The following is a 25,441-nucleotide window of genomic DNA, read 5'->3' on the forward strand; positions in this document are numbered from 1 at the left end:
TGCCTCCAAAGCTTAGCAGAAGCATTAATCGAAAAACACTAAAAATCAAGTTAAACTTATTAAAAATATCGAAAAACGATACAGAATTAATTTTGGTGAAATCAGAATAAAAAAGAATGACCATGTAGAAAGTAGTCTGGGATTGAAGTAAAATTGCTCATCTAAGTGTTTCTGTATGAAGCAAAAAGGCGTTGATGTTTCATTTTGAAACAAATCAAGTGTTCAATGGAAACAGAGTCTAACAATCGATTTCTGAAACTAAAATGAATGATTGTCCGGTGCATGATTTTACCAGAAATTTATAATTATGCTTGTCTGTATGGTGCGGTTCCAAATTCAATCTGAAAGATGAAAACAGCATGACCCAGAATGTAATTGATCTAGATCATTTGAGTAGTATGACGGGTGGTGACATCGAACTAGCTCGGGAAGTATTGGAAATATTCAAACACCAGTGTGAGATTTGGGGACGAATGTTGGATGCAGATGCGCCGTGTGAGCAGTGGGCTGATGCTGCACACTCAATTAAAGGTGCAGCAAAAAGCATTGGTGCTATGGATTTGGGAGAAGCTTGTGGTCAGGCTGAAACGCGAGGCCGAGAGGGCGATGTGCCAAAAGCTGAAGCCGGAGTATTAATTAGCCAGATCAAAGACCGAATGATTGAAGTTTCAGAAGCGCTTGCGCAAGTAGAGCATCAATTATCGATGTCTGAAGCGTTCAAGGAATCATAGGCTTCAAATTCATAAGCAATAGAGCGTTCAATCAGAAGACGCCAAACTGGTTCTGCAACCTCTTTGGGAAGATTATGTAATTCTGCTTGTTTGAGTACTTTGGACACAACATCTTCTATGCGAGGTACATCACGTACCATGTCACGATCCGGCTTAATGCGAGAAGCAGCTTTTATATATGTTGTTCGTTCAGCGATAATTTCCACGAGAAGACGATCGATCCGATCGATTTCATAGCGTACATCCGTCATATCCTGGCATTCTGGGCCAGTATTTTTGCGTGCATCGGAAGTGTATGTTTCGCTGGCAACACCGCTTGATTGTTCTTTCGAGTTCGGGGAGGCCGGCATATTTAATTCTCGTTCTGTTCAGATGCTGATAAATCTATTCGACAGAGTTAGGATGAGTTGAACTGTCTGACAAGAAGGCAAAGAAAAACAGGCGACGTTTTTACGCAGCCTGTTTTTATAAAATAGATATCTCTCAAGGAATTAGAGACTTTATATTAGAATGATGGTCCACCCAGCAGAGAATTGTCTGTTGCAGCTGATCTGATTTCATAACCTGAGTTTGGGATAATTTCAGCTGTCCAAGTACCGTTTGGCTGCAAACAAGCCTTCAAAGTTCCAGATTCTCCACCTGCATCGTAAACAGCAGTCTGACATTCTGGCGCAGCAGGCTGAAAGTTAACTTCAACAGCATCGCTAACAGCTGGTGCACCACCCAATGCCTGAGCGGCGTTGAAACCGTCATAGAGCCTTGTTGATTCTACATTTTGTGTCGACATCGATGACGTATAATCGGTGCGCACATATCCATATCCAACACCATTTTCGCCCACAAGAGTCCAGCTTTCACCAGTTGGCGTGGTTGAAACGGATATTGCTTCAAGCACATCGCCGCGCATGACAGTTTCAGCTTCAGGAACAATTGTTCCTGCTGGAGCATTCATAAGGCGGACTTGTTTATCAAGCTGCACAAGACCGGTTTTCAGAGTCACTTGCGAAGTTGAGCTGCTAATTTTCTGAAGTTCAGGATTTGCTTCAAACTCTAATTCGCCAATACGCCCATCTGGTGAAGAAATGCTGACGGCTGATTTTGCATCAACTTGACCAAACAATGATCCAATACGTTGACTGGCTGAACCTTGTCCATGACGAGCATCACGGCGCAATGTCTCCTGTTTGAACAAGATAGCCTCAGCATCTTCAGACAATTCAGTGCGCTCTGGAGCTGGAGGCCTATATGCGAGATCACTTACAATCGTAGGCGTTGAAGATGTGAAAGATGTTGTTGGTGGCGCGGTTGTGTATGATAGCCCGCTTGCTGCACCTTCTTTAGACATCCAGTCGCCATCGGGAGTCATGCATGCTGAATGCATTGAGCCCGTGCCATTCACGGTCATCGCATAGTCACGACACGGTACGCTCACATCTATGCGTTCAATTACGCTGCTAGAAATGTTCGTCTTGAATGCGTTGACTGAAGTTGTACCGGTTCCTGAAAGGCTGGTGAGGTCTGCACTTGGAACATATCCGATTGCAACGCCATTTTGACCAATTAGAGACCATTGTTCACCAGAAGAGTCAGTAACAACACCCATGCGTTCCATTGAAGTGCTAAGAGACAGGCTTCTCAGTACAGTCTGGTCAAACTGAGTTGGCGCTGCATATAGCTTAGTAGGGTTTGCTACGCGAACCCAATCATCCTGCAACAGCATATAACGCGGAAGTGGCTCAACCTTATCAGAGCGAGTTATAAATGTAGGACGTACTTCGTTCTGGGTCGATAAGAAGTGAAGATCAACTCGTGTACCATTTTGTGTAACAACGGTGTTTATCTCACCATCTGCTGTTGTTTTAGCTGCGTGTCGTACATTGTAGGCAAATTGCTTTTGTTCATTGCCAGCGAGGTAAGTGCCGTTTGCAAACAATGCATCAATGATTGTCTGCGGCATGCTTCCGGCTCTCAGCACACCATCATAAACGCGTTCACCGACAGATACCGCGATCGGAGCAACCGATCTCGTAGTATTGGTGCGAAGGATTTTAGCTGGCCTATTTTCGCTACGGTTGCTGCCAAACAACTTACGTTTAGCAATTTTGGGAGCTGTTTTAGGTGTAGCGTTATCTGTTGTGGAACCAAAGCTTGGGCCGGAATAGCTGGGTTTTGGCGTCTCTATTTTCGCAACAGGTGGAGGTTCTACAGTTTTAGTTTCAACAACCGGAGCGGCTATCGTGGGTGTAGTTGGTTCACTTACCTTTGGAGCAGATAGAGTGAGCTCAGGCGCTTTTTCGGTGACTTTAGGAGTTGATACTTCTGGTGTTTTTAGCTCAGGAGTAGATAAAGTCGTTGTGTTTGAAGAAAGGTTTCTTTCTGTCGAAGGAGCTTTGGCGATATCATCTGCAGCTTCGGTAGTCGAAGCAAACAATTCACCAACCGGCTCACTGATGGCTGTGGTTGCTTCTTCAGTACCCGTAGCTTCTAGGTCTGAAAATACGCGAGAATCATCAAGAGCAGCATCAGTCGCAGTCGCTGCGTTCGTAGTGGCTGCGGATGTGGTTGAAGCATCTCTTGTGGTGATTTGAGGCAGAGATGGTGTTGCATCGCTACCCGCATCAGCAGTTTGTATAGTTTCATCGCTTCCTTTGGGAAGCATAAAGTATACTGCAGCACAAATAGCTGAAATGGATGCGGCCCCGGCGAGGTAAAGCGCTACTTTTTTGCCGCTACCGTCAGACTCGTGAGCTGGAACGTAGTATCCATCATCATGGTCGAAGCCCGCTTCATACACTTGCTCATCAGTGTCGTAATAAGAAGCAGCTGTTTGGCGAGGTGTTACAATGGGCCCATCGCTTTTGGGCTTAGTTATACGCGTGCTGAATTTTGAATCCGAAGCATTAACATCACTTTCGCCTTCTGAAAGAGATACTGCTAAGCGTTCTTCTTCGGTTAAGTCGTCGCTATTGTCAGCAGATGCAGCTATATCTCCGCGACCTCCATTAGGGCGGAATTCAATGATTTGGCCAGACTCATTTCCAGTGTCGACATTTTCTTCAATGTCGTTGTCTTGATTATCTTTGACCGCATCAGCCACGGCTACAGATTCACTTTCTGGATCTTTATTGTCATCATCATTCTGAAACTCTTCCTCATCAAACTTGTGAGCTGCGTTTCCAGATGCGTGTCCGCTAACCGGAAGAACCGGCGGCATTTTGCCTTCATCAGAAGAAGTTGAGTTAAGGTCAATTTCTTCCAGTTCTGGAATATCTAAGTCTTGATCTTCCAAACTCTGGGTTTCTAATTCCTTAACGTCGATGTCAGGGATTTCTAAATCCTCGTTAACTTCGAGAGTCTCTGTTTCACTCTCAAAATGAGTTGGAGGGATTCCCAAACCGCTATCATCGTCTAAGTCGGATTCGTTTTCCTGATCTAGAGAAAGAGACTGGAGTGAAGATTCACTTGGCGCATCGGGTAAATCAATATTGTCATCCAACTCATCTAAGGACGGCGGAGTAGCGAGTACATCATCCAAATCAACATTATCTAGAGTCTCATCTAAAGATGGAGCATCTGGAAGTTCGGGCAGATCATCGGCTGCATCTAGCGATGCCTCATCTAATGCCTCTGATTCTTCAGGGAAAATTGTCTCGACAGCTTTTGTGATTTCGTCTTTGGAGCTTTCCAATGCCGCTTCAGTTTTGTCACCAATATCATCGGTAACATCTGAAAAAACATCCGCTGCATCCCGCAGAGGAGTCTCAGCGGTTTCAGTATTCTTTGGAGTGGGTTTACGGTCCCAATAAGACCCGCTACTGCGTGGCCGCACTAGCTTGTCACTCAATGAATCATTGCTTCCTTGACGCCAAAAGGTCATGATTACTCGCCCAACAGAATCTAAACACTCTCAATGACTAGCATGAAGTGCGCTTAACGTTAATCCTAATAAATAGTTAAGCCATTCAAGCGGATTTCACGTAAAATGTCGAGAGTCTATGAGATTCAATTACCTAGCGACTTAATTTCAGCTATACCCCAACGACTTGTTCTGCTTGGGCTTCTTCTTTTATCCACTTGATAAATTCACGTGCAATAGGCGATTGTGTGCGGCCTCTAGGCCAAACAGTCCAATACGCAAAATCAATCTCATTAGTTCCATCAGCGAATGGGGCAACCAGACGCCCGCTTTCAAGATCATTCGCTGCGATGGCTTTTTTGGCCAATGCAATGCCGCGACCGGACGCGGCGGCTTCGACGACAATAGAGGATTGATTAAAACGCGGCCCTCTTGAAGCTTCTACATCTGAAATATCTCTGGCGGCCAGCCAACTAGACCAATCAGGACAAGAGGGATCGTTTTCAGGACTTTCATCGTGAAGTAGGGTGTGGTGTCTTAAGTCACTCGGGGAGCGAAGAGGTGTCGGGCCTTCAAGAAGAGAAGGGGAGCAAACTGGCAAAACCGTCTCTGACATTAGTTTTTCAACACGTAGACCATCGTAATTACCGCCGCCATACCTTATCGCTAAATCAATTTCAGGTCCTGCAAAATCGACGATGGCAATGTCTGAAGAAACCCATACCTCTGCTTCTGGATGTAACGCTTGAAATTTGTCCAGTCGGTGAGCTAACCATTTTGCAGCAAAAGACGGGGCACATGATATCATTAATCTGTTGCGACGTTTGGGTGTGCGAAGCACATGAGCAGCCTCTGCCAATTGTTCAAATGCATTGGTAAGAAGAGGTAGAGTAGCTTCTCCCACATCGGTTAAAAGGACTTGGCGGCCCGTGCGGCGAAAAAGAGGAGCACCAGCAAACTCCTCCAAATGACGGATCTGTTGTGAGATCGCACCCGGTGTTACATTGAGCTCTTCTGCAGCTTTTGTGAATGATAATCGTCTTGCTGCTGCTTCAAATGCTCGAAGCGCATTTAAGGGAGGGAGACGGTCGATTGGGTTGCCAGAATCATTCATTGTGAAGTTGCTCTAAAGTTTCAGCTTAGCTCAATTACATTGTAACTCAGCGCTTGAGGCGCCACTTATGTTCGGTAGCGATAGAACGGCATAAATCCGTCTATCAAATTAGTTGAGAGTTTTACAAAAGACTGACTTTGTTATCTTGAGTAAAACTAAAGGGTTTATCTATGGCGCATTCTGCAAAGTCGAGCAAGTCTCATTTAGTTGAGCTAACGCAAAAGACAAATGCTGAAAATAGCTTTCCTGCTGGATCGGTGTGCCTTATCGGTGCTGGTCCGGGCGATGTTGAATTACTTACGATTAAAGCCTTGAAGCGATTGCAGCAGGCTCAGATTGTTTTTTATGACCGTCTCGTGAGTTCAGATATTATGGACTTAATTCCGGCTGGCGTTGAATTGATACCTGTTGGAAAATCTAAAGGCGATCATTCTGTCCCGCAAAAACAGATACATGAAAAACTAATCGAAGCCGCTCAAAGAAATCTTCGTGTTGTGCGTCTAAAGGGAGGCGATCCCTTTATTTTTGGCCGAGGTGGAGAAGAAGTGGAAGCTCTACGCACCGCAGGAATATGTTCTGAAGTGGTTCCGGGCATTTCGTCAGCTCTTGGATGTGCTGCCTCTCACCAAATCCCATTGACGCATCGAGATCATGCTCAGTCTGTTACTTTTGTGACTGGTCATGCGAAATTGGGTGAAATACCAGATCTTGATTGGAGCGCATTGGCCCGAACAAACCAAACTGTTGTAGTTTATATGGGAGTTGGAACTGCGCCAGCCATCACGGACCGGTTAATTGATGCAGGACGTCTTGGGGATACACCTGTCGCCATCATAGAAAACGGCACACGAGACAATGAGAAAGTCGTATATGGAGATCTGCAATCTCTGCCGGATCTTCTCGAAATTCACAACATTGCTGGGCCAGCGCTTCTTATTATCGGTGAAGTTTCTGCGCTTGGTTTAAAAGAAATCGCTAAAACTCAATCTGAAATTCTTGCTGGGGAGGCAGCTCAATGAGTTCTGTACGTCCAAAACTAAAACCTGCCACGCCTAAAGTTGTTACAGCTTGGGATGCATCAAATGGGTTTACTACCTATCGCACTCCATCGGGCGACTGGACACAAAATGTTGCTGAGGCTGAGGTGCTAACACATGAAGCTGCAGATGAAGCTCTTGAAGCAGCAAAAAAAGACCAAACACGTGCAACGGACCCATATTTGATGGAAGTCACAGAAGATGGGAAAGTGACAGGGCGTGAGACTTTGCGTGAAAGCATCCGCGCAGAAGGCCCGACATGTCACCCGAATTACGGGCGTCAGGCGGAGGTGAATTAATGCCTAAAAGAGAAATTTCACAGCTCACGCTTTATGGGGATAGTATCAGTGGAAACTGTCTGAAAGCACTATGGGTCGCTAAGTACACTAACACATCCTATGACTGGGTTGAGATGGACCTGCTCAAAGGTGACACGCAAACTGAAGAGTTCCTTGCGATAAATCCTGTCGGACAGGTTCCTTTAGCGCGATGGCCCGATGGGCGCGTTTTGCCTCAGTCGAATGCAATTATGTTGTATCTCGCGGAGCAAACAGGCGCTGATCTAATCCCTGATGATGCATTCCAGCGTGCACAAATGCAGTCATGGTTGTTCTGGGAACAGTATACCCATGAGCCAGCAATCGCTGTGCGCCGTTTTAAGAAGCATTATTTGAAGCTTGCCGATGAAGATATTGATCCAGAATTGATGGCAAAGGGCCGCCGTGCTCTGGGCACAATGGAAATGCTGCTGAATTATTCTGATTATCTCGTTGGAGATAAACTTTCTCTCGCTGATATCGCTTGTGTCGCTTACACGCGTTGGGCGCATGAAGGCGGTTTTGACATCAATGAATTTCCTGCTGTGCGCCGATGGGTAGCACGTATCGAAACAGACTTAGGGCTAGAACATGCCCATCCTGAACTATCCCACGGAGACGACTAAATATGTACCGTTATGATGAATTTGACGAACAAATGGTGCGTGACCGCGTGGCCCAATTTCGAGGGCAGGTTGAGCGTCGTTTATCTGGTGAATTAGACGAAGATCACTTCAAGCCGTTGCGTTTGCAAAATGGTGTGTATCTGCAAATGCACGCGTATATGCTTCGTATTGCTATTCCATATGGGCAATTGTCTTCAAAGCAAATGCGTACACTAGCCGATGTTGGTGAGAAATATGACAAAGGTTATGGCCACTTCACAACGCGCCAGAATATTCAGTTTAACTGGATAGCCTTGAAGGACATTCCAACAGTTCTTGAAGAGCTCGCAAACGTTGAAATGCATGCTATCCAGACATCAGGAAACTGTATTCGCAACGTGACGACTGATCAGTTTGCTGGTGCGACAGCTGAGGAGATTGAAGATCCTCGTCCTTGGTGTGAGATTATTCGTCAGTGGTCTACTTTCCACCCAGAATTCGCGCACCTTCCACGTAAGTTTAAAATTGCTGTGACAGCAGCAGAAACCGACCGAGCAGCTATTCGCGTGCATGACATTGGATTGCACATGAAACATAATGCGGCTGGTGAAGTTGGATTTGAAATTATCGTTGGCGGTGGTCTAGGTCGTACGCCAATCGTTGGTACGACTGTCAAAGATTGGGTTGCCAAAGACGACATCCTTGATTGGCTTGAAGCTATCATGCGTGTCTACAATTTGCATGGTCGCCGCGACAATAAATACAAAGCACGTATCAAAATCTTGGTAACTGAGCTGACGCCTGAGGTGTTTACAAAACAAGTTGATGCAGAGTTTGAAGCGCAGCGCGATGAAGAAAAAGTGCGCCTGCCGCAAGAAGAAGTAGACCGTATTTCCGACTACTTTAAAGCACCAGCTTTTGAAACATTACCAGCGACTTCCGCTGCTTATGAAGAAGCCAAAGCAAATGATGAAGGCTTTGCAAAATGGACTGAGACAAATCTATCTGCTCACAAAGTCGATGGATATACCTCTGTGACAGTCTCTTTGAAGCCGTTAAATGTGGCTCCTGGTGATGCAACGTCTGCTCAAATGCGTGTTTTGGCCGATATTGCAAAAGCTTATTCCTTTGATGATCTTCGCGTTACTCACATTCAGAACATTGTGTTGCCTCACATTAAACTGGATGAATTGTATAATGTATATCTAGCCTTGGATGATGCAGGGCTGGGGGCCGATAATGTAGATCTAGCTTCAGATCTAATTTGTTGTCCTGGTCTGGATTATTGTAATCTCGCTAACGCGCGTTCAATTCCAGTTGCTATGGAAATTCAGAACATGTTTTCCAAGTATGACCGTGATCTGGGCAAGCTCCACATCAATATTTCTGGTTGTATCAACGCGTGTGGACACCACCATGTTGGAAACATTGGAATTTTGGGTGTCGATAAGAAGGGTGAAGAATTCTACCAAATTACATTTGGTGGTCGTGCTGATGAGAAAGCACGCATTGGTGATATCCAAGGTCCTGGTTTGCGTCAGGAAGAAGTTACACCTGCTCTTGAGCGCGTTGCTCAGAAATATCTCGAAATTCGTCAGAACTCCGATGAGAAGTTCATTTCTACACTAGAGCGCCTTGGCGCTGAGCCATTCAAGGAGGCTCTTTATGCCGACAGTTAAATTTGAGAACGGCAAGGCAGCTATTATTGAAGATGCATTTGCGTGTGTTGAAGATGATCAACCAATTCCAACAGAGGGTGCGGTGTGCGTTTCTCTGGAGCGCTTCAAAACGGATAAAGAAGCCATTTTGGCACGTAACGGTGATATCGGAGTACGTTTAGTTCCCGATGACGACGCACTTGAGCTTACTGATGTGATTGATCGTTTGTCTCTCGTTGAGGTGACATTTCCCAAATACACAGATGGTCGTGCTTTTTCGCAAGCTCAATTATTGCGTCGTCGTCTTCAGTTTAAAGGTGAAGTGCGCGCTATCGGTCAGGTTTTACGTGATCAGATGGATCAGATGGCACGTTGTGGAATTGATGGTTTTGTTTTTGAGCCAACTTCAGGTGAAGCGCCGGATGTTGTCGAAAACGCGATAGCTGATTTTGCATACGCCTATCAACGCACGTCTGGTGCTCAAACACCGATTTTTGCACGCCGTCATGTAGCATCGAAAAATATATAGGGAGGTTTTAGATGGCTGACACTGAAACCCAACCTTCAAATGAAACACGTGAAGAGCGTTTATTTCGTTTGAATAAAGAATTGCGCGATGCATCTGCACAAACGATTATTCGAGCTGCACGCAAGCGTGAATTTGGTGATCGTATTTGTTACGTTTCTTCATTCGGAGCTGAAAGTGCCGTTATGTTGGCGCTGATCGCTGATGTTGATCCTTCATTTCCCGTGCTGTTCATCGATACAGGCATGCACTTCCATCAAACATTGCAATATCGTGATGATTTGATCGAGTTTCTCGGACTGACCGGCGTGAAAACCATTCACCCGGACGAAGAAGAGCGCATGATCGAAGATCCTAAAAATGATCTATACAAAACAGATCCAGATGTTTGTTGTGAAATTCGAAAAGTACGTCCTTTGGAGCCAGCTTTGCATGGTTTTGATGCATGGATTACGGGGCGTAAGCGTTTCCATGGCGGAGAGCGTATGCAATTGCCTGTATTTGAATTCGCTGCAGGGCGCTACAAAGTGAATCCGTTGGCATCTTGGACACCAGAAGATGTGAAGTTATTCTTCAAAGCGCGTAATTTGCCGCGTCACCCATTGCTTGAGCAAGGTTACCCATCCATCGGGTGTTGGCCATGTACTCAGCCCGCCGAAGATCCCAACGATCTTCGTTCAGGGCGCTGGGCTGGAATGAATAAGACTGAATGTGGTCTTCACATTGAAAAAGGTGGTGGACGTCGTCGCGCTTTCTGATTTCAAGACGACACAATCTCCAATATTTTGTGGCTCCAATATTGTGTGGAGAAATACTGAAAAATTAGGTGCGTGTTTCTTTATAACGAGACACGCACCTTTTCTTTTTATGCCCTGAAATTCGCTCATTCGATGAATCTGACTATTCTAAACCATTCATCGCGTGTTAAGAGCATATCTAGCAGGTTAATGGAAAGTAAATGCAGCTTTCCTGTATGTGTTATTGTTCGCTGGGGGTGGCGTTAGGCGAAGTGAAGGGGTGAGACTGATATGAATTTTTCGATTTGGTGGGCAATTCCAGCAATCACCGCACTAGTAGGCGTGCTGATGGTTGGTGGTGGAATAGGGCGGCTATTTCGCTTTAGAATGTTCTCAGGATTAAGCCGTTTTCTGTTTGGTGGTGTGTTCTTATCTGGTGCAGCAGTTGCAGCACTGGCAGGATTGAATTTGCAAACATATGCGCGTCTAACTTATGAGCGTCCCGCTGCGGAAGTGACATTTGCGCAAACCGGACCACAAGCATATACGGCGACTATGCGTATCCCAACCGGTCCGGATGAGGATTTTGGCGAGCCTGTGGTTTATGATCTTACAGGCGATGCCTTTCGTGTCGATGCCCGTTTCCTAAAATGGCAACCATGGGCAAATGTCACAGGTTATGACGCAATCTATCGATTAGATCGCCTTCAAGGGCGTTTTGATGAGGTGGAACAAGAAAATGCAACGCCTCCACAAGCTTTTGATTTAGCTCCAAAAGGTACATCTGCTGCTTTGGATATCTATCAGTTGTCTCGGAAAAATGAGTTGTTTAAAAACCTAAGGGCCGTTGATGCTATTTATGGAAATGGCGCATACGCACCTATGGTAGATGGTGCTGTTTTTGAAGTTGTGGCGACACAGTCTGGATTGGTGCCACGTCCCAAAAATGCAGTTGCAAAAGAAGCTGCATTGCAATGGGGCGCGCCTACAGCTTTGAAAACGCCCAGCTTGGAATAGTTTGGAATTAATCAAACTCAAATGAAAAAAACGCCGCTCTTGATATTTATCAGAGCGGCGTTTTTGTGTTCGAATTTGCGCTAGAAATTTATGCGCTAAGACGAGGTGCGATTTCAAAGTTAGCATCACCCATGGATGGACGAATAATTTGAACCACAGATCTTGGAAGGTCGAGTGCCTCTGCAGCACTAGCGACAAATTCCTCTTCAGCGTCGTGGATATCTCCGTCAGCTGCTGCTACGTGCCAAAGCGCTTCCATTAGGTCCATGCGGTCTTCTTCTGGAGAAAAGCGCAAAGCACCCAAGGCTTCGTTAAGGCGATTGCCCGATGTGCGTCCCATAGCGGCATTGTCGCCGGGAGCCCAAGGGCGCTCAGGTTCGTCAGAACCCAAGTTATTTAGATAGTCATATGCTGCATTCACTTCTTCATCATTGATTTGTTGATCAGCTTTGATCAACCCCATGAGAAGGGTTGCGGCAGACATACGAAATTTAGATGGTAGCATCTAATGGACCCTCAATGGTGTGTGTTCCAATAGGGTCAATTTGCACCAGAGTATTTAATGCACGCTTAATCGATGGAAAAAGAGTCTGAAAAAAATCGAAGAAATTTCAAAACTAGGAAATTTGACTATTCGAGTAATACCGACCGACCTCTAATTAATGTGCTAAATCCGTATATCAGAAGCAGCACAAATAGTATTGAGCCCATTATCTCACTACTATGAGCATTTGAGCACACATTTTTGTGGCAAATATAATTGTTCATGACGCTTTTGTCTGCAAAATGGTTTATCACTTTAAGTCGTCCGCCATTTGTTTCGCGGACTTCCGTAGCGATGACAGACCCTTTCGCAAAAAATGGGCTGGTCGTGACGTGCTTTAAATGATTGGCATTGAATGAACGAGTGTATGTTGAGTTTTTGAAAAGTGACTGAACTGCATACGGTAAAGTGTATTGCATTCGAGCCGGATGAAATATCAAAAAAGTACCGATAATAATGAAAATTGCGAATAAGCGATTGAGCGCCATGATGTTTTATTCCCCTACAACCTAAGGCCGTTAAAGCAACTCTCATTCCAGTTTGGCTTGCGTTTCTGTTTTTGTTGGTTAATAAAAGGTTAATGCGCAAAATGGGGTGCTGAAATGTTCGGGCTATTTAAAACGAAGAAGCAGAGAGTGCAGGCCGGTGGGCTAACTTTTGAGGGTTCTGAAGCTCGGTTTAGAGAACGGGCAGAGATGCTGGCGACACTAAAAGTTTTTATCAGTCATCGTTGGGACTATGACACAAAAGTGCTCGCTCAGATTACTGAATTTGAGTCTCGCGAAGCTGGTATTAAAATTGTAGAAAATTTTTCGTTTACCGAAGATGATCCCATTGAAGGCCCGCGTGGTGGAGATGTGTCGCGTTCAACTATATTGAATAAGATTATTCAGAATATGGAACAGTGCGATCTTGTTGTGGCTCCCAGTAAGCGCACAATGAAACCAAGTGAATGGGTAAGAACAGAGTTGGAAGTTGCTGCGTTTTTTCTGAAGAAACCTATTGTATTTGTTGATCACTTAGAGGACCAGCAAGTTCACACTGCTTTGATAGATGAACTTAAAGAACATACCAATTTGATTTATCATGCAACGACGGATCCATTGAATCTAGCAAAAACTATCAATGAAATTTTCCTTGATAAACTACATTAAGTCCACTGTAGTTGGTTGCTTTCCTTGACTCCGTCTCTATTCCAAGCATATACACCCCCATCTTTCCGCGTAGCTAAAACTGCGCCTTGATCTGGGACGATCCCGTAGAAGCGGATGAGCCCAGCAGAAGCACCCTCGCTCAGCGCATAGCGCCCAGCGGGGTAGAATTGCTTTGTGCGCGTTTTTCTAAACGCGATTAAGGCGGAATAGCTTGCAAGGAGAGGCGAGTGACGCCATTTTGGCCTTATAGGTAAAATGCACCACTCAACACGGAATTATAAGGAGATTGCGCATGTTTGACGCGCTGACAGACAGACTTTCGGGCGTATTTGATGGCCTGACCGGAAAGGGTTCCCTTTCTGAGAAAGACGTGTCGTCTGCATTGCGCGAAATTCGTGTTGCTTTGCTTGAAGCCGATGTGGCTTTGGATGTCGTCAAGCAGTTTATAGCTGACATTAAGCCAAAAGCTGTTGGTGAAAGCGTTATCCGTTCGGTGAAGCCGGGCCAGCAAGTTATCAAGATCGTTCACGATGGTCTGGTGGAAATGCTGGGCGGTGGCGAAGAAGCTCAAGGGCTGCGTATTGATAACGTTCCAGCTGTTATCATGATGGCTGGTCTTCAAGGTTCCGGTAAAACCACCACAACAGGTAAGCTGGCTAAACGTTTAAAAGAGCACGAACGCAAGAAAGTGCTAATTGCGTCTCTGGATGTGTATCGTCCAGCCGCGATGAAGCAGCTTGAAATCCTTGCCGGACAAGTCGGCGTAGATTCTCTACCCATCATGGATGGGCAAATGCCTGTCGACATTGCTAAGCGCGCAGTTAATGCAGCAAAGCTCGGCGGCTATGATGTGGTAATCCTCGATACAGCGGGTCGTACGACGCTGGATGAACAAATGATGGGTGAAGCAGCTTCAGTGGCTGATGTATCAAACCCATCTGAAACAATTCTTGTTGCTGATGCGCTAACGGGGCAGGACGCTGTTGAAACAGCTCGTCGTTTTGATGAACGTCTCAAACTGACAGGTCTTATCCTCACACGCATGGACGGTGATGGACGTGGCGGTGCGGCGCTTTCCATGCGAGCTGTAACTGGCCTTCCAATTAAATTCCTAGGTACTGGTGAAAAATCTGACGGCCTAGAGGTCTTTGATGCGACGCGTATTGCTGGCCGTATTCTTGGGCAGGGTGATGTTGTTTCCCTTGTTGAAAAAGCAGCCGCTGAGATCGATCAGGAAAAAGCCGAAAAGATGGCCAAGAAAATGGCCAAAGGTATTTTCGATCTGGAAGATTTGGCCGAGCAATTTAAGCAGATGGAGCGTATGGGAGGTCTTGGTGGCCTCATGGGTATGTTGCCAGGGGCAAAAAAAGCAAAGCAAGCAATGGATGCTCAAGGTCTCGATGATAGAGTGCTCAAGCGTCAGCATGCAGTTATTATGTCCATGACACCAAAAGAGCGTGCCAAGCCTGCTTTGTTAAATGCGTCTCGTAAAAAGCGTATCGCCGCTGGTGCTGGCGTTGAAGTGTCTGAAGTGAACAAAGTTCTCAAAATGCACAAGCAAATGGCTGGCATGATGAAGAAAATGGGCAAGGGCGGCATGAAGCAAATGGCTAAAGCCATGGGCGCTATGGGCCAAGGTGGTTTGCCCGGTGGGCAATCGATGGACCCAGCAGCATTGCAAGACATGGCAGGCAAAATGGGCGGCGGCTTACCCGGTCTTGGTGGCCCTGGTATGCCTGGCGGAATGGGCGGCCTTCCAGGCCTCGGCGGTCCTCGCGGAGGCAAGAAGAAGTGATCGCTCAATTGTTCGTCGACAATTCAGCTCCTTTTTACTGCAAGTTTTGTAATTCAGAACTTGAGAAAAAGCCGTTCATGTTTTTTTCTAATTGGACCTCGAAAGCGGAGTGTCAAAATTGTAAAGCCGTTTTTTCACCTACATTAGATGCTCGTTTAGCTGTAGTGACGAGGTATTTTTATTTGCCATTTTTCGTCGTTGCGTGTCCTGTAGGGGTCTTGATAGCAAAAGCAAAACTTGTTGAGAGTGAAGCTTTTTTTACATCAAGCTACAGTCAAATTCCGGTAATTTTATTCGTCGCTTTGGGGTGGTTTTGGCTGTTGGTCGGCATGCCTAAATTGATTAGACGCCATTGGAATAACTGTTCGTTCAAGTGGCAGGAGCCTAAATTATGACCCAATTCCTCTGCCAGAAATGTAATCATGATTTAGGCGGTGCAGCGCTAAAAGGGAAATGCCCCAATTGCGGTGCGAGCTTTAAAGCGACTTTGACGTCTAAGCTATTTATATTTGGGGCGATCTTTTTCGGATTTATGTTTGGTCCATTGGTGATCACACCTTTGGCCATGCGCAATGGAATTGACCCGCAATCGTTCGCGGGCATGGCGATTGGCATAATGGCATCGATTTCGGCAGTGCTTGTATTGGGTTCTTTATCGCTTCGTGCACTTAAGCATGATTGGGAGGGCGGAAATGTCTGAGGAAAAACAAGTTACAGACGGTCTTCAAGAATTATTGAAAATGCGCGCTTCGATCGACAACATAGATAATGCGATTATCCACATGTTGGCCGAACGTTTTAAATGTACACAAGCTGTTGGTCGTTTGAAGGCCGAGCACGATCTTCCACCAGCAGATAAAACTCGCGAAGCAGCGCAAATTGAGCGTCTTCGTCAAATGGCAAAAGATGCGGACCTTGATCCGGAATTTGCTGAAAAGTTTCTAAATTTCATCGTGACGGAAGTGATCCGTCACCACGAACAGTTTCGCAAATAGCGAACAAAAATCGGTCAGTTGTTGACCACATAAAATTGCCAAATCAGGAGATAATTCATGGCTCTTAAAATTCGTCTAGCCCGTGGTGGTTCTAAAAAACGTCCTTATTACCGCATCGTTGTTGCTGACTCCCGCATGCCACGTGATGGTCGTTTCATTGAAAAAGTAGGCCACTACAACCCTCTATTGGCTAAAGATGATGAAAACCGTGTTGGCTTTGATGCTGACAAAATCAAAGAGTGGATGGGTAAAGGCGCTAAGCCAACTGATCGTGTCGCTCGTTTTATCTCTGAAGCTGGTCTTGTTGAGTGGAAACACGGAAACAACCCGAACAAAGCTAAGCCGGGTGAAAAAGCTCTAGAGCGCATCGAAGAGAAGAAAGAAAAAGAAGAAGCTCGTAAAGCTGCTGAAGAAGAAGCTAAAGAAGCTGCTAAAGCAGCAAAAGCTGCAGCTGCTGAAGCAACAGAAGAAGCTTCTGAGTAAAACCAAATTAGATAAGCCATTCGCGATATTTAGTGAGTTGGCTTATTTTTGAAATATCTATTTGGCACTGTACTCCTCTTCCTCTTTCATGAGGGAGAGGAGTATTCAGTTCATTGGAGTCCTTAAATGGATCTGAATATCCGCGAAGCGCAATTGGAAGACATTGATTGGATTGTCGACCTAAACCAGGCAAATATTCCCGCAGTTGGAAGTCTCACTCGTGATGAGTATGAGGCGCTGGAAAAACAGTGCCATGGTGTTCTCGTGGTAGAAGATGAAACTGGTGAACGTTGTGGGTTTATTATGCTCATTGCGAAAGGACGAGATTATTCAAGTCCTAATTACCGCTGGTTTGAAGAGAATTTTGATAGCTTTCTTTATGTAGACCGCATAGCCGTGTCAGAGGCAGGGCGTGGCAAGGGCGTAGGCCTAGCGCTCTATTCAGAGGCACTGGACATGGCCGAGGCACAAGGTGCAGAGAAGCTAGTCGCAGAAGTGAATGTGAAACCGATGAATGAGGTTTCAATGAATTTCCACAAAAGATTGGGCTTTGAAGAAGTCGCGCAACTAACACATGAAGACCAAGGTAAAACAGTTTCTATGTTAGTTCGCTCCACTCTAAATCCAGAAAAACAAACTTGATGAGTAAGCGTCCTTCAAGTGCGAATTCTGATCTTGTCGTAGTCGCTCAGCTGGGCGGAGCCCACGGTGTTCGGGGACATGTGCGAGTGCGTTCTTTCACTGAATATGAGGAAGACTGCTTTGCTTATGGACCATTATTAGACGAGCATGGCGAGTTAGTTTTTACGCCTAAAAGTGTGCAAGTGAATAAAGATGGTTTTGTGGTTTGGCCGCATGAGCCACGCCAGCGAGAAGAGTGGATGGCGATGAAGGGGCAGCTTCTATATGTGCCACGTGAAGAATTGCCAGAGCCTGAGGAAGATGAGTTCTACTTTGCGGACCTTATTGGATGTAACGTAAAACATGAAGATGGGCGTGAGCTTGGAGAAGTGACCCATGTTCACAACTTTGGTGCAGATGATCTTATCGAATTAAAAAGTCCGCTAGGAACAGACTATATGTTGCCATTTACGATGGAGGTTGTTCCTCAGGTCGATGTAAAAGCACGTATTCTTACCGCTAAACCGGAAGAGCAATATTTGCCAGATGCATTGCGGATTGATGACCCTGAAGAACAAGATCAAGAAGATTAGCTTTAGCGGCAATTCTTGTTGGGTTTTAGAAAGCGATAGTAGAGAACCGAGTGCTTATCTAAGCTGTTGATTAGGTTTTTCCGTATCGCACCGCCAGGGCTACGATTGATGTCCCGAATTCCAATCTGGTCTCTCAAGTACAACGCGAGTTTGTCTGGCATTTCAGCATTATCGCGCCATATAGCAATGCAGGTGCCGCGACCTGATGATGATTGAGGGAAGGCTGCAGCGGGATAGTTAGCATCAAGAATGCGAGCATCTGGATAATGTGTTCTGAAATTACCCGTTAAATGAGGCTCTTCTCCAACAATTGTTCCATTCGCAAAGCCTTCTAGGGTGAGGCTGTCGGAGAAATCTTGAACTGGTAGATATGCACGGCAACGTGTTTCTTTGCAGCTCATTATGTCTTCACTCCAAACAACTACACGCGCGATTGGAACTATGATGAGTGTGCAAACTATGATGGTTGCTAGCCCGCGCATTGAAATGAAATAGGGGCCAGAACGCTGCACTTGAAAGAACAACCAAATAGGTAGCGCAAAAAAGACGGGGAGCATCCAACGTGTGCCTAATAGACTTCCTGTCACAAGTGCGGAAAGAGCAACAAAGAGGATCGACAATCGAATTGTATTTGAAAAAAGCCTGCGCCAAGTGCGTTCAAATGGGCCTTCATCTACATCTCGTTTTGGGAAAAATGGATAAACATATGAAATCCACATCGGCCAAAAAAGCATTATGAAGATGACGCCAAGAGGCATAATGTATTGGATCGCCGAAATAGCTTGAGACCTGAGTGCTAGGCCACGATCCATGGCAAAAGCCGAGAGGCCTTGTTGGGATTTGAGGTCAATGTCTGCAGAAAATCCAAAATCAGCGAGAGTAAGCTGACTAGCTGGTCCGCCATTTTGGAGTAACCACATTGCGTGAGGCGTTACAACCAGCATAGCTGTAGCCATCGCGATACCAACGTGGATCCATGTGATTGCTGGAGGTGTCAGCGTGTCGCCATTGGCGTCATAATGAGGACGTGTGAGCGATTTCATTCCCATTGCCGCGCAGATGAGGCTAAACGGGAAAAGAACGAGATGTAGATGGCTTAAAAGGCTCAATCCGATGGAGATTCCAAAAACGGCCCACCATAAAAAACCTTTATTGGTGAGAGCCAGCGTTAAGCTGAGAAGGGTTATCGAAAGCAGAGTGAAATCTAGAATTTGAGGAAGTTGATCTTCGTGGCTAGACCAACCAACCATAAAGATGAGTGCCCAGCTACCCGTCGCAGCAGCAGCTAAATCCAGGCGTTTGTGCAAAATCCCTGTTTCATCCATCCATTCATAAATGGTGAGAGTGGATTTATAAAAAGCACATAGCCCTATACCCATGAGGATGTATTTCAGGCCGGCTACAATATATATATTTATTCCTAACGGTGCGCTTAGTGTTATGAAAATCCAAGATAAAAGTGGAGGATGATCACTGCCATATCCAAGCTGAAAGGACTGTCCCAATAGTGCGAAATTGGCTTCATCTATTGTGAGGATAGGGGATGTAAATATCCGGATGATGAAATGAACAACACAATATCCTAATATTGACGCGTAAATAAGTTTTTGTTTGGGAAAACGGCCATAGCTTGCTGATCTTACCGGATCATTTTCGCTGTTTTGAGTATCAAAACTCATATCAGTCGAAGAATATTGTTCCACCGGTTGTCCGCCTTACTTGTTTACTCGAGGGTCATTCCATTCGGCGGCAATACCTTGGCCACCGCGCCTAACCAACCAGATCATTCCTAACAGATCGACAATGCCTGCGCCCAAGCGCGAAATAAACCCATACTTTGAGGATCCATGCCAGCGTTCGCGGTCATTTACATATTCTTCTCGTACTTCCCAGCCAGCTCGTTTAATGAGGGCTGGGAAAAAGCGGTGCATGCTTGCAAAAAAAGGAAGATCTCTGAAAGCAGAAGTGCGAATTAATTTGAACCCGCAACCTGTATCTTTTGCATCGTCTTTGAGACAAAAGCGTCTCACGCCATTTGCAATACGAGATTGAAGCCATTTGAAGCCACTGTCATTTCGGCTTGTTCGACGACCTGCAATAATCCCCAATTGAGCGGGAGCGCCGGGGACGATAATTTCATCCCACAAACGTCTTGAATCGGCAGGGTCATTTTGACCATCACCATCCAATAATTGAACCCAATCTCCAGTAACAGACTTCAGGCCCGTAAATAGGGCAGCTGATTTTCCGCTTCTTTGAATGTGGGACAGAACAATAACTGTATCTGCATATTTTTTTTGAGCTTCACTTAGTTCATTTGCTGTAGCATCATCAGAGGCATCATTGACGCAAACAACTTCAAAAGAAATGCCATTCAATGTGTCGTGAATTTCGTCCAAAAGTGGAAGAACATTTCCTTCTTCATTGAAAAAGGGAATAAGTACCGACAGTTTTTGCTCTGTAGAGTTCACGATTGTCCATTCATTTCACTGTGGAAACTCCACCTCATTGCAAAGCATTAACATATTTGAAGACGACTGGAAGTGAGTTGAGCTTCAAATCGTGGAGTTTGGAAAGAAAAATTGTAAAATTGATGTGAAATACAACTTTGAGAATAAAAATTCACAGTTGAATGCGGTTATTCACTCTCACAAACGGAATTGAGATTTGAAGTGGGGACTGACAAATCAGCTCTTACTTCATTTAAAAGGCTGACAAGTGAAACGCCTTCAAAGGGTCCATCTGTCGAAGCAGTTGATCCAATATGCAAGGCCATGATTTTTCCAGTAACTAGATTGAACACTGCAGATCCTGTCTCCGGCAAAATTACATCTTTCTCATAAGTGATGTAACTAAGCTGGTCTTCACTTGATAGACGAGACGTCGCTAGTGTTGCATACCCCAATTTAGAAGCACGTGTTTCGTTTGACACATTTTCTAATTTGGGGGCGAGAGTGATTATGCCAATGGGATCAAGCATTTTGCTTGCGCTGATATTCTGCTGTCTTCCCAAGGATTTAATGCGAGAGAACTTCTGACAATCAATGTCGCTAAATGAAAGAGGGCGTCCACCTGGTGGTAAAGGTGAAGTTATTTCATGAAGGCTGAATGCCGCCTGATCATGGTTTTTAATTTGAGACTGCCACAGCGTACCGTGGGCTAGGAATTCCGTGTCGCCATATAGTGCAGGAAGATTAACCGGGTAGTCGCGAGCTGGAGATGAATCGACGACTGCAGTCAAAATTTGCTCACTATTTTCCGCTGCAATAATTTGAAATTCTTGATTTGCAACTGCGTTGTGAATATTTGAATTTTCGGGCTCAGAACTCGCGATTAATTGGGAAGCATCTGATCTGTTGAACGTAGGTGTTAAAATGTAAGCCTTATCTTTATAGGCTTCACCTAAAAGTTCTCCGGAGAGAATGAGGCCGGTGTATTCATCAGATAAGTTGTTGGAATTGAATAATTGTATGCGCGCAATAGAACCCAGATGGCTTGTGGTTCGGGGATACCAACCTGGAATGCGAGTAAGCAATTCACTTGTGCCTGGTGTGGGAGCTAGTCGGACATCAGCATAAAGCCGAGTTTGAACTGCTTCTAGATGGGTTTTTGTTTTGTTTGTGTTTTCTAATTCACCAATCAAACGAGTGTTTTCTTTTTCGCTTGAGTGCCATTGAATGCCCAAAAAGGCCATCACGCAGATAGAGGCGGCAGTCAAAAACGTTTTTAAAAGAGACGGGGCACCGGATTTTCTTCTAGCGGCGGAATTGTGAAAGGTTTCTAGACTTGCCGCAATAAAGCTATCCTGAAGGCTGGTAATTCTAAGTGCGTTTTCTGGTTTGTTTTTGCGCCACTGAGACGCCGCGTCCAGTTCACGACCAAATAACAATAGCGATCGCGATTTTCGGTTCTTTTGCCAATTGCTTGCCAATCTATGCAAGCGAGTATGTTCTTGAATCCATTCTCTATTTGCGTTGAGTTTGTTTACTAGCGTGTCGAGGTTGGAGGCAAAGCTTGTATTGCTGTGAAAACTGATAAACGGGAGTTCAAGCAATGCATCTGGAGCTTCTGATGCGGATATCTGCTTTATGGGTATAAGGTAGATCCTTTTACCTTGCAAATAGGCCGTTTCCAATTCACCCGTGGCGCGCGCATCATTCAGTGCATCAGGTGTAAGAATGAATAAAACAGTATCAGAATCGGAAATTTGATCGTCCACTATTTCTTTTGGCGGTTGTGGAAGATTTGGGTCTTCTAGAGAGAAAAAAGGATCAAAACCATATGTTTTGAGGCAAGTCAGCAACTCGGTCGCGAAACCCGTATCGGCTCGCGTACAACAGATATAAACGCGTAACGCGCTATTGGGATCGTGTGGCATTTGACCCCCAAGATAGGCTCTTAAAACCTAGTTTTGCTAACTTCAAATTTGAACGATGATACGCTCAGAATATAATAAACACAATGAGTTACGCTTGAAAGTTAATGTTACTTTAAGCGAATTTTTGTAAGCATTGCGCAAATACAACATGCGAGAATATATCGCAGATTGCGCAATGCCATAGTGGTTTCAACTAGATCGAGAATATGTTGGTGAACGAACGTTTTTTGCGCGAACGCGAAAGACTGGTTTTAGGCAACAAGGAATTTGTGCTGAGGACAGGTTTATGTCAGACACCCAATCGAGAAATAAGTGTTAGTGCCTCACAAGATTACGATCATCGAAATTGAAAGACTAATATGAGCTTTGACGTAACATTTTTGACCCTGTTCCCAGAGGCTTTCCCTGGGATATTGGACGTCTCGATTATTGGGCGTGCGAGAAAGCAGGGCATCTGGTCATGCGAGACTGTAGACATTCGCGAGTTTGGTGAAGGTAAGCATCGCCAAGTTGATGACACTCCGGCAGGAGGTGGTGCAGGTATGGTATTGCGGCCGGACATTATGGCTAAAGCGATAGATTCAGTGGACCGAAAGAAGCGACCGCTCATTTATATGTCGCCGCGTGGGCCGACCTTGAAACAGGAAAAAGTACGAGAACTTGTGTCGGGGCCTGGAATGATCATTTTGTGCGGTCGTTTTGAAGGTTTGGATCAGCGCGTCATCGATGAATATGAGATTGAAGAAATTTCCATTGGGGACTTTATTCTCGCTGGTGGCGAGGTTGCAGCTCAAACAATGGCTGAAGCCTGTATCCGCCTTTTGCCAGATGTAGCAGGAAATGAAGAAAGTCTTGAACACGAAAGCTTCGAGACAGGATTGCTTGAGCATCCGCATTATACAAAGCCAAGAACATGGAAAAATAGGCCAACACCGGACGTTTTATTGTCTGGAGACCATAAAAAGATAGACAAATGGCGTTTGGAGGAGTCTTTAGCGTTGACAAAAGCTCGAAGACCGGATTTATACGCCTCCTTCAAGTTAAATCTAGCGACGAACGCGCGACTGAAAGATAAGAGCTAATATCATGGCCAACATTATTCAAACTCTCGAAGCTGAAGAGATGCAACGCGTTCTCGGCGACAAAACAATTCCTGAATTTTCTCCAGGTGACACTCTACGTGTTAGCGTGAAGATTAAAGAAGGTGACCGTGAACGTGTTCAGGCGTTCGAAGGTGTGTGTATTGCTCGCGCAGGCGGCGGCATTCAGGAGAACTTCACAGTTCGTAAGCTTTCATTTGGTGAAGGTGTTGAACGTGTATTCCCTGTTGTTTCTCCAATGTTGGAAAGCATTGAAGTTAAGCGTCGTGGTAAAGTAAGACGTGCGAAACTGTACTACCTACGTGGACGTACAGGTAAAGCTGCTCGTATTGCTGAGCGTACTACAGGTCACGGTATTCAGCGTCGCGAGAAGAAAGCTTAATTCAGCTTTTCGGAAGAATTTCTTCCAAATCGAGTTTTAAAAGACGTCGCAATGTAAGTTGCGGCGTTTTTTTTTATGCTTAGCGAAAATCTTTCTGTTGCCTCTTTGGGAAATCCACGTCTAACCTTGCAGAAAATAAATGTTAGGTTCTGATGGAGGCATGCGTGGGAGAAGCTAAAGAAGACGGAAAAGTAGGAGGAATCCTCGGCTGGGTAGAACGAACGGGAAATAAATTACCTGATCCAGTTGTGATATTCTTCTATTTGGCAATCGTGTTGATCGCGATATCGGTTGTTGCAGCTTTGAGTGGATTGTCTGCTTTGCATCCAACGCAAGTGGATTCTGATGGTAATCCCATTGTCATCGTTTCTGAAAGTCTGCTGTCAGGTGATAATATCGCGAAATTTTGGGTGGAGATGACTAAGACATTCTCACACTTCCATCCTCTAGGATATGTTTTGGTAGTGATGCTTGGCGCGGGTGTTGCTGAGCGTTCGGGGCTTTTTGGTGCTGCAATGCGTGCGGCCTTGGGGAATGCGCCTAAACTCATTCTAACGCCAATGGTTGCGTTGATTGCTATGATTGCAAACCACGCGGCGGATGCGGCGTATGTTGTCATGATTCCTCTAGCTGGGATCATGTTCCATGCGGTAGGGCGTCATCCAGTAGCAGGTATTGCTGCGGCATTTGCTGGTGTGTCTGGTGGTTTTTCTGCCAACATTCTTCCTGGTCAACTTGATGTGCTGCTATTTGGTATCACAGAGACAGCCGTAGACGGCAGCGCATTAGATGCAAGTTGGACAATGAATGTTGCAGGGAATTGGTGGTTCATATTTGCACTCACCTTTATTTACCTTCCTGTCATTTGGTTTGTAACGGACAAAATTGTTGAGCCACGCCTAGCAAATACACCTTTCTTCAATAATGCGAATGAAGATGAGCAAGAGGCGGATCCATCAACAGAGCTAAAATCTGAAGAGAAAAAAGGACTGGGCCGTGCTGGTTTTGCGCTCCTAGCAGTCGTTGGTGTGTGGTTACTTATGACGTTCGCGCCCGGCACGCCATTGATCAACGAGGCAGCCTGTACGGTTGAAGCAGAACAAGCAGGAGAATGTGCAGGCGTCCAACGTTTAGCACCATTCTTTAAGTCTCTCGTCGGTGGATTTATGGTGCTCTTCTTAGCTGCCGGTTGGGCATATGGTAGCGCAGTAGGTACGGTGAAAAATCACAAGGACCTTGTTGCGATGATGGCAGAGGGAATGAAAGATATGGGGTATTACCTCGTTCTTGCCTTTGCCGCAGCTCACTTTGTAGCTCTATTCAACTGGTCAAATCTGGGTTTGATTTTTGCAATTCACGGTGCCGCAGGTATTGAAGCATCTGGATTGCCGCTTCCTATCGCGATGGGGCTAATCGTACTCCTTTCGGCAACACTAAACCTCTTTGTAGGGTCAGCAAGTGCTAAATGGGCTCTGTTGGCTCCAGTGTTGGTGCCGATGCTGATGTTGCTGGGAATCAGCCCAGAAGGTGCAACAGCTATCTATCGTGTGGGTGATGGGGCGACCAACATCATAACACCGCTAATGGTCTATTTCCCGCTTGTGCTGGTATTTGCGCAGCGTTGGAACAAAGACTTCGGTCTTGGGTCGCTCACAGCTATGATGATCCCGTATTCGATCTGGATGCTTATCACAGGACTGCTTCTTGTTGTCCTTTGGGTATTCTTAGGCATCGATATGGGGCCAGGTGCACCAACAGCCTATGCTTTGCCAAAATAAGGTATTGATCATTTGAATGA

The 25,441-nt window shown here is 45.5% G+C and carries 25 protein-coding genes; 18 read left to right on the plus strand and 7 right to left on the minus strand.

The genetic code is table 11. The features are described from left to right. Positions 1–359: 359 nt before the first annotated feature. Positions 360–731 carry an Hpt domain-containing protein gene (locus F551_RS0112560; RefSeq protein ID WP_018997868.1) on the plus strand — a complete coding sequence of 124 codons (372 nt, stop codon included), beginning with the start codon at positions 360–362 and terminating at the stop codon, positions 729–731. Here the strand turns inward: F551_RS0112560 and F551_RS0112565 are convergent. The 3 genes from F551_RS0112565 to gcvA form a co-directional block, all read right to left on the minus strand. Beyond that, positions 695–1,081 (minus strand): chorismate mutase, encoded by a 387-nt coding sequence (locus F551_RS0112565; RefSeq protein ID WP_018997869.1) that lies wholly within the window; start codon positions 1,079–1,081, stop codon positions 695–697. The genes F551_RS0112560 and F551_RS0112565 overlap by 37 nt on opposite strands. Before the next feature lie 155 nt (positions 1,082–1,236). Continuing rightward, positions 1,237–4,608 carry a superantigen-like protein SSL4 gene (locus F551_RS0112570; protein WP_018997870.1) on the minus strand — a complete coding sequence of 1,124 codons (3,372 nt, stop codon included), beginning with the start codon at positions 4,606–4,608 and terminating at the stop codon, positions 1,237–1,239. Between the two features lie 151 nt (positions 4,609–4,759). Next, entirely contained in the window at positions 4,760–5,701 is a 942-nt protein-coding gene (gcvA, locus tag F551_RS0112575) for a transcriptional regulator GcvA (protein ID WP_018997871.1), read from the minus strand. A gap of 170 nt (positions 5,702–5,871) precedes the next feature. Between gcvA and cobA the strand changes: the two genes are divergently transcribed. The 7 genes from cobA to F551_RS0112610 all read left to right on the plus strand — a co-directional run bounded on the left by cobA (position 5,872) and on the right by F551_RS0112610 (position 11,598). Then, positions 5,872–6,720, plus strand: coding sequence for a uroporphyrinogen-III C-methyltransferase (gene cobA, locus F551_RS0112580; RefSeq protein WP_018997872.1), 849 nt, complete (start codon positions 5,872–5,874; stop codon positions 6,718–6,720). Next, positions 6,717–7,037, plus strand: coding sequence for a DUF2849 domain-containing protein (locus F551_RS0112585; protein WP_018997873.1), 321 nt, complete (start codon positions 6,717–6,719; stop codon positions 7,035–7,037). The genes cobA and F551_RS0112585 overlap by 4 nt, the downstream gene beginning before the upstream one ends. Beyond that, a complete protein-coding gene (locus F551_RS0112590) occupies positions 7,037–7,681 on the plus strand; it encodes a glutathione S-transferase family protein (protein WP_018997874.1) in 645 nt (214 codons plus the stop codon). The genes F551_RS0112585 and F551_RS0112590 overlap by 1 nt, the downstream gene beginning before the upstream one ends. A gap of 2 nt (positions 7,682–7,683) precedes the next feature. Then, the gene (locus F551_RS0112595; RefSeq protein WP_018997875.1) at positions 7,684–9,339 is read left to right on the plus strand and encodes a nitrite/sulfite reductase; all 1,656 of its coding nucleotides are present in this window, start codon (positions 7,684–7,686) and stop codon (positions 9,337–9,339) included. After that, positions 9,326–9,847 (plus strand): DUF934 domain-containing protein, encoded by a 522-nt coding sequence (locus F551_RS0112600; RefSeq protein ID WP_018997876.1) that lies wholly within the window; start codon positions 9,326–9,328, stop codon positions 9,845–9,847. The genes F551_RS0112595 and F551_RS0112600 overlap by 14 nt, the downstream gene beginning before the upstream one ends. A gap of 11 nt (positions 9,848–9,858) precedes the next feature. Continuing rightward, complete coding sequence (locus F551_RS0112605) at positions 9,859–10,602, plus strand: phosphoadenylyl-sulfate reductase (RefSeq protein WP_018997877.1); 744 nt, start codon at positions 9,859–9,861, stop codon at positions 10,600–10,602. A gap of 270 nt (positions 10,603–10,872) precedes the next feature. Continuing rightward, the gene (locus F551_RS0112610) at positions 10,873–11,598 is read left to right on the plus strand and encodes a hypothetical protein (RefSeq protein ID WP_018997878.1); all 726 of its coding nucleotides are present in this window, start codon (positions 10,873–10,875) and stop codon (positions 11,596–11,598) included. Positions 11,599–11,686: 88 nt separating this feature from the next. Here F551_RS0112610 and F551_RS0112615 read toward each other — a convergent pair whose 3' ends face one another. Beyond that, positions 11,687–12,103: a TerB family tellurite resistance protein gene (locus tag F551_RS0112615; RefSeq protein WP_018997879.1), complete on the minus strand. Its 417-nt coding sequence runs from the start codon at positions 12,101–12,103 to the stop codon at positions 11,687–11,689. A gap of 641 nt (positions 12,104–12,744) precedes the next feature. Here F551_RS0112615 and F551_RS0112625 point away from each other — a divergent pair. From F551_RS0112625 to rimM, 7 genes are all read left to right on the plus strand, one after another. Continuing rightward, the gene (locus F551_RS0112625; RefSeq protein ID WP_018997881.1) at positions 12,745–13,296 is read left to right on the plus strand and encodes a TIR domain-containing protein; all 552 of its coding nucleotides are present in this window, start codon (positions 12,745–12,747) and stop codon (positions 13,294–13,296) included. A gap of 292 nt (positions 13,297–13,588) precedes the next feature. Then, complete coding sequence (gene ffh / locus F551_RS0112630) at positions 13,589–15,091, plus strand: signal recognition particle protein (protein WP_018997882.1); 1,503 nt, start codon at positions 13,589–13,591, stop codon at positions 15,089–15,091. 391 nt (positions 15,092–15,482) lie between these two features. Then, positions 15,483–15,791, plus strand: coding sequence for a hypothetical protein (locus F551_RS0112640; protein WP_018997884.1), 309 nt, complete (start codon positions 15,483–15,485; stop codon positions 15,789–15,791). Continuing rightward, positions 15,784–16,086, plus strand: coding sequence for a chorismate mutase (locus tag F551_RS0112645; protein ID WP_018997885.1), 303 nt, complete (start codon positions 15,784–15,786; stop codon positions 16,084–16,086). Before F551_RS0112640 ends, F551_RS0112645 begins: the two co-directional genes overlap by 8 nt. A 57-nt stretch (positions 16,087–16,143) precedes the next feature. Next, complete coding sequence (rpsP, locus tag F551_RS17640; RefSeq protein WP_018997886.1) at positions 16,144–16,569, plus strand: 30S ribosomal protein S16; 426 nt, start codon at positions 16,144–16,146, stop codon at positions 16,567–16,569. 126 nt (positions 16,570–16,695) lie between these two features. Further along, positions 16,696–17,211 carry a GNAT family N-acetyltransferase gene (locus F551_RS0112655; protein WP_018997887.1) on the plus strand — a complete coding sequence of 172 codons (516 nt, stop codon included), beginning with the start codon at positions 16,696–16,698 and terminating at the stop codon, positions 17,209–17,211. Beyond that, complete coding sequence (gene rimM, locus F551_RS0112660) at positions 17,211–17,783, plus strand: ribosome maturation factor RimM (protein ID WP_018997888.1); 573 nt, start codon at positions 17,211–17,213, stop codon at positions 17,781–17,783. Before F551_RS0112655 ends, rimM begins: the two co-directional genes overlap by 1 nt. A gap of 2 nt (positions 17,784–17,785) precedes the next feature. On the opposite strand, the gene F551_RS0112665 is transcribed toward rimM, so the two are convergent. From F551_RS0112665 to F551_RS0112675, 3 genes are all read right to left on the minus strand, one after another. Continuing rightward, positions 17,786–19,486: a hypothetical protein gene (locus F551_RS0112665; RefSeq protein WP_018997889.1), complete on the minus strand. Its 1,701-nt coding sequence runs from the start codon at positions 19,484–19,486 to the stop codon at positions 17,786–17,788. 12 nt (positions 19,487–19,498) lie between these two features. Then, positions 19,499–20,254 (minus strand): glycosyltransferase family 2 protein, encoded by a 756-nt coding sequence (locus tag F551_RS0112670; protein WP_018997890.1) that lies wholly within the window; start codon positions 20,252–20,254, stop codon positions 19,499–19,501. A gap of 167 nt (positions 20,255–20,421) precedes the next feature. Continuing rightward, positions 20,422–22,161: a toll/interleukin-1 receptor domain-containing protein gene (locus F551_RS0112675; protein ID WP_018997891.1), complete on the minus strand. Its 1,740-nt coding sequence runs from the start codon at positions 22,159–22,161 to the stop codon at positions 20,422–20,424. A gap of 359 nt (positions 22,162–22,520) precedes the next feature. Here F551_RS0112675 and trmD point away from each other — a divergent pair, with 359 nt between their 5' ends. The 3 genes from trmD (at position 22,521) to F551_RS0112690 (ending at position 25,421) form a co-directional block, all read left to right on the plus strand. Then, the gene (gene trmD / locus F551_RS0112680) at positions 22,521–23,243 is read left to right on the plus strand and encodes a tRNA (guanosine(37)-N1)-methyltransferase TrmD (RefSeq protein ID WP_018997892.1); all 723 of its coding nucleotides are present in this window, start codon (positions 22,521–22,523) and stop codon (positions 23,241–23,243) included. A 4-nt stretch (positions 23,244–23,247) separates the two neighbouring features. Next, positions 23,248–23,643, plus strand: coding sequence for a 50S ribosomal protein L19 (gene rplS, locus F551_RS0112685; RefSeq protein ID WP_018997893.1), 396 nt, complete (start codon positions 23,248–23,250; stop codon positions 23,641–23,643). 152 nt (positions 23,644–23,795) lie between these two features. Further along, positions 23,796–25,421 carry an AbgT family transporter gene (locus tag F551_RS0112690; RefSeq protein WP_051089169.1) on the plus strand — a complete coding sequence of 542 codons (1,626 nt, stop codon included), beginning with the start codon at positions 23,796–23,798 and terminating at the stop codon, positions 25,419–25,421. Positions 25,422–25,441: the final 20 nt, after the last annotated feature.

It is taken from the genome of Hirschia maritima DSM 19733, assembly GCF_000378345.1.
In the GTDB taxonomy this organism is placed as follows: Bacteria; Pseudomonadota; Alphaproteobacteria; order Caulobacterales; family Hyphomonadaceae; genus Hirschia; species Hirschia maritima.

Bases quoted from the DNA above. Each gene is read 5' to 3' on its own strand.
- F551_RS0112560 (WP_018997868.1), top strand. From the start codon at position 360: ATGACCCAGAATGTAATTGATCTAGATCATTTGAGTAGTATGACGGGT.
- F551_RS0112565 (WP_018997869.1), bottom strand. From the start codon at position 1,081: ATGCCGGCCTCCCCGAACTCGAAAGAACAATCAAGCGGTGTTGCCAGC.
- F551_RS0112570 (WP_018997870.1), bottom strand. From the start codon at position 4,608: ATGACCTTTTGGCGTCAAGGAAGCAATGATTCATTGAGTGACAAGCTA.
- gcvA (WP_018997871.1), bottom strand. From the start codon at position 5,701: ATGAATGATTCTGGCAACCCAATCGACCGTCTCCCTCCCTTAAATGCG.
- cobA (WP_018997872.1), top strand. From the start codon at position 5,872: ATGGCGCATTCTGCAAAGTCGAGCAAGTCTCATTTAGTTGAGCTAACG.
- F551_RS0112585 (WP_018997873.1), top strand. From the start codon at position 6,717: ATGAGTTCTGTACGTCCAAAACTAAAACCTGCCACGCCTAAAGTTGTT.
- F551_RS0112590 (WP_018997874.1), top strand. From the start codon at position 7,037: ATGCCTAAAAGAGAAATTTCACAGCTCACGCTTTATGGGGATAGTATC.
- F551_RS0112595 (WP_018997875.1), top strand. From the start codon at position 7,684: ATGTACCGTTATGATGAATTTGACGAACAAATGGTGCGTGACCGCGTG.
- F551_RS0112600 (WP_018997876.1), top strand. From the start codon at position 9,326: ATGCCGACAGTTAAATTTGAGAACGGCAAGGCAGCTATTATTGAAGAT.
- F551_RS0112605 (WP_018997877.1), top strand. From the start codon at position 9,859: ATGGCTGACACTGAAACCCAACCTTCAAATGAAACACGTGAAGAGCGT.
- F551_RS0112610 (WP_018997878.1), top strand. From the start codon at position 10,873: ATGAATTTTTCGATTTGGTGGGCAATTCCAGCAATCACCGCACTAGTA.
- F551_RS0112615 (WP_018997879.1), bottom strand. From the start codon at position 12,103: ATGCTACCATCTAAATTTCGTATGTCTGCCGCAACCCTTCTCATGGGG.
- F551_RS0112625 (WP_018997881.1), top strand. From the start codon at position 12,745: ATGTTCGGGCTATTTAAAACGAAGAAGCAGAGAGTGCAGGCCGGTGGG.
- ffh (WP_018997882.1), top strand. From the start codon at position 13,589: ATGTTTGACGCGCTGACAGACAGACTTTCGGGCGTATTTGATGGCCTG.
- F551_RS0112640 (WP_018997884.1), top strand. From the start codon at position 15,483: ATGACCCAATTCCTCTGCCAGAAATGTAATCATGATTTAGGCGGTGCA.
- F551_RS0112645 (WP_018997885.1), top strand. From the start codon at position 15,784: ATGTCTGAGGAAAAACAAGTTACAGACGGTCTTCAAGAATTATTGAAA.
- rpsP (WP_018997886.1), top strand. From the start codon at position 16,144: ATGGCTCTTAAAATTCGTCTAGCCCGTGGTGGTTCTAAAAAACGTCCT.
- F551_RS0112655 (WP_018997887.1), top strand. From the start codon at position 16,696: ATGGATCTGAATATCCGCGAAGCGCAATTGGAAGACATTGATTGGATT.
- rimM (WP_018997888.1), top strand. From the start codon at position 17,211: ATGAGTAAGCGTCCTTCAAGTGCGAATTCTGATCTTGTCGTAGTCGCT.
- F551_RS0112675 (WP_018997891.1), bottom strand. From the start codon at position 22,161: ATGCCACACGATCCCAATAGCGCGTTACGCGTTTATATCTGTTGTACG.
- trmD (WP_018997892.1), top strand. From the start codon at position 22,521: ATGAGCTTTGACGTAACATTTTTGACCCTGTTCCCAGAGGCTTTCCCT.
- rplS (WP_018997893.1), top strand. From the start codon at position 23,248: ATGGCCAACATTATTCAAACTCTCGAAGCTGAAGAGATGCAACGCGTT.
- F551_RS0112690 (WP_051089169.1), top strand. From the start codon at position 23,796: ATGGAGGCATGCGTGGGAGAAGCTAAAGAAGACGGAAAAGTAGGAGGA.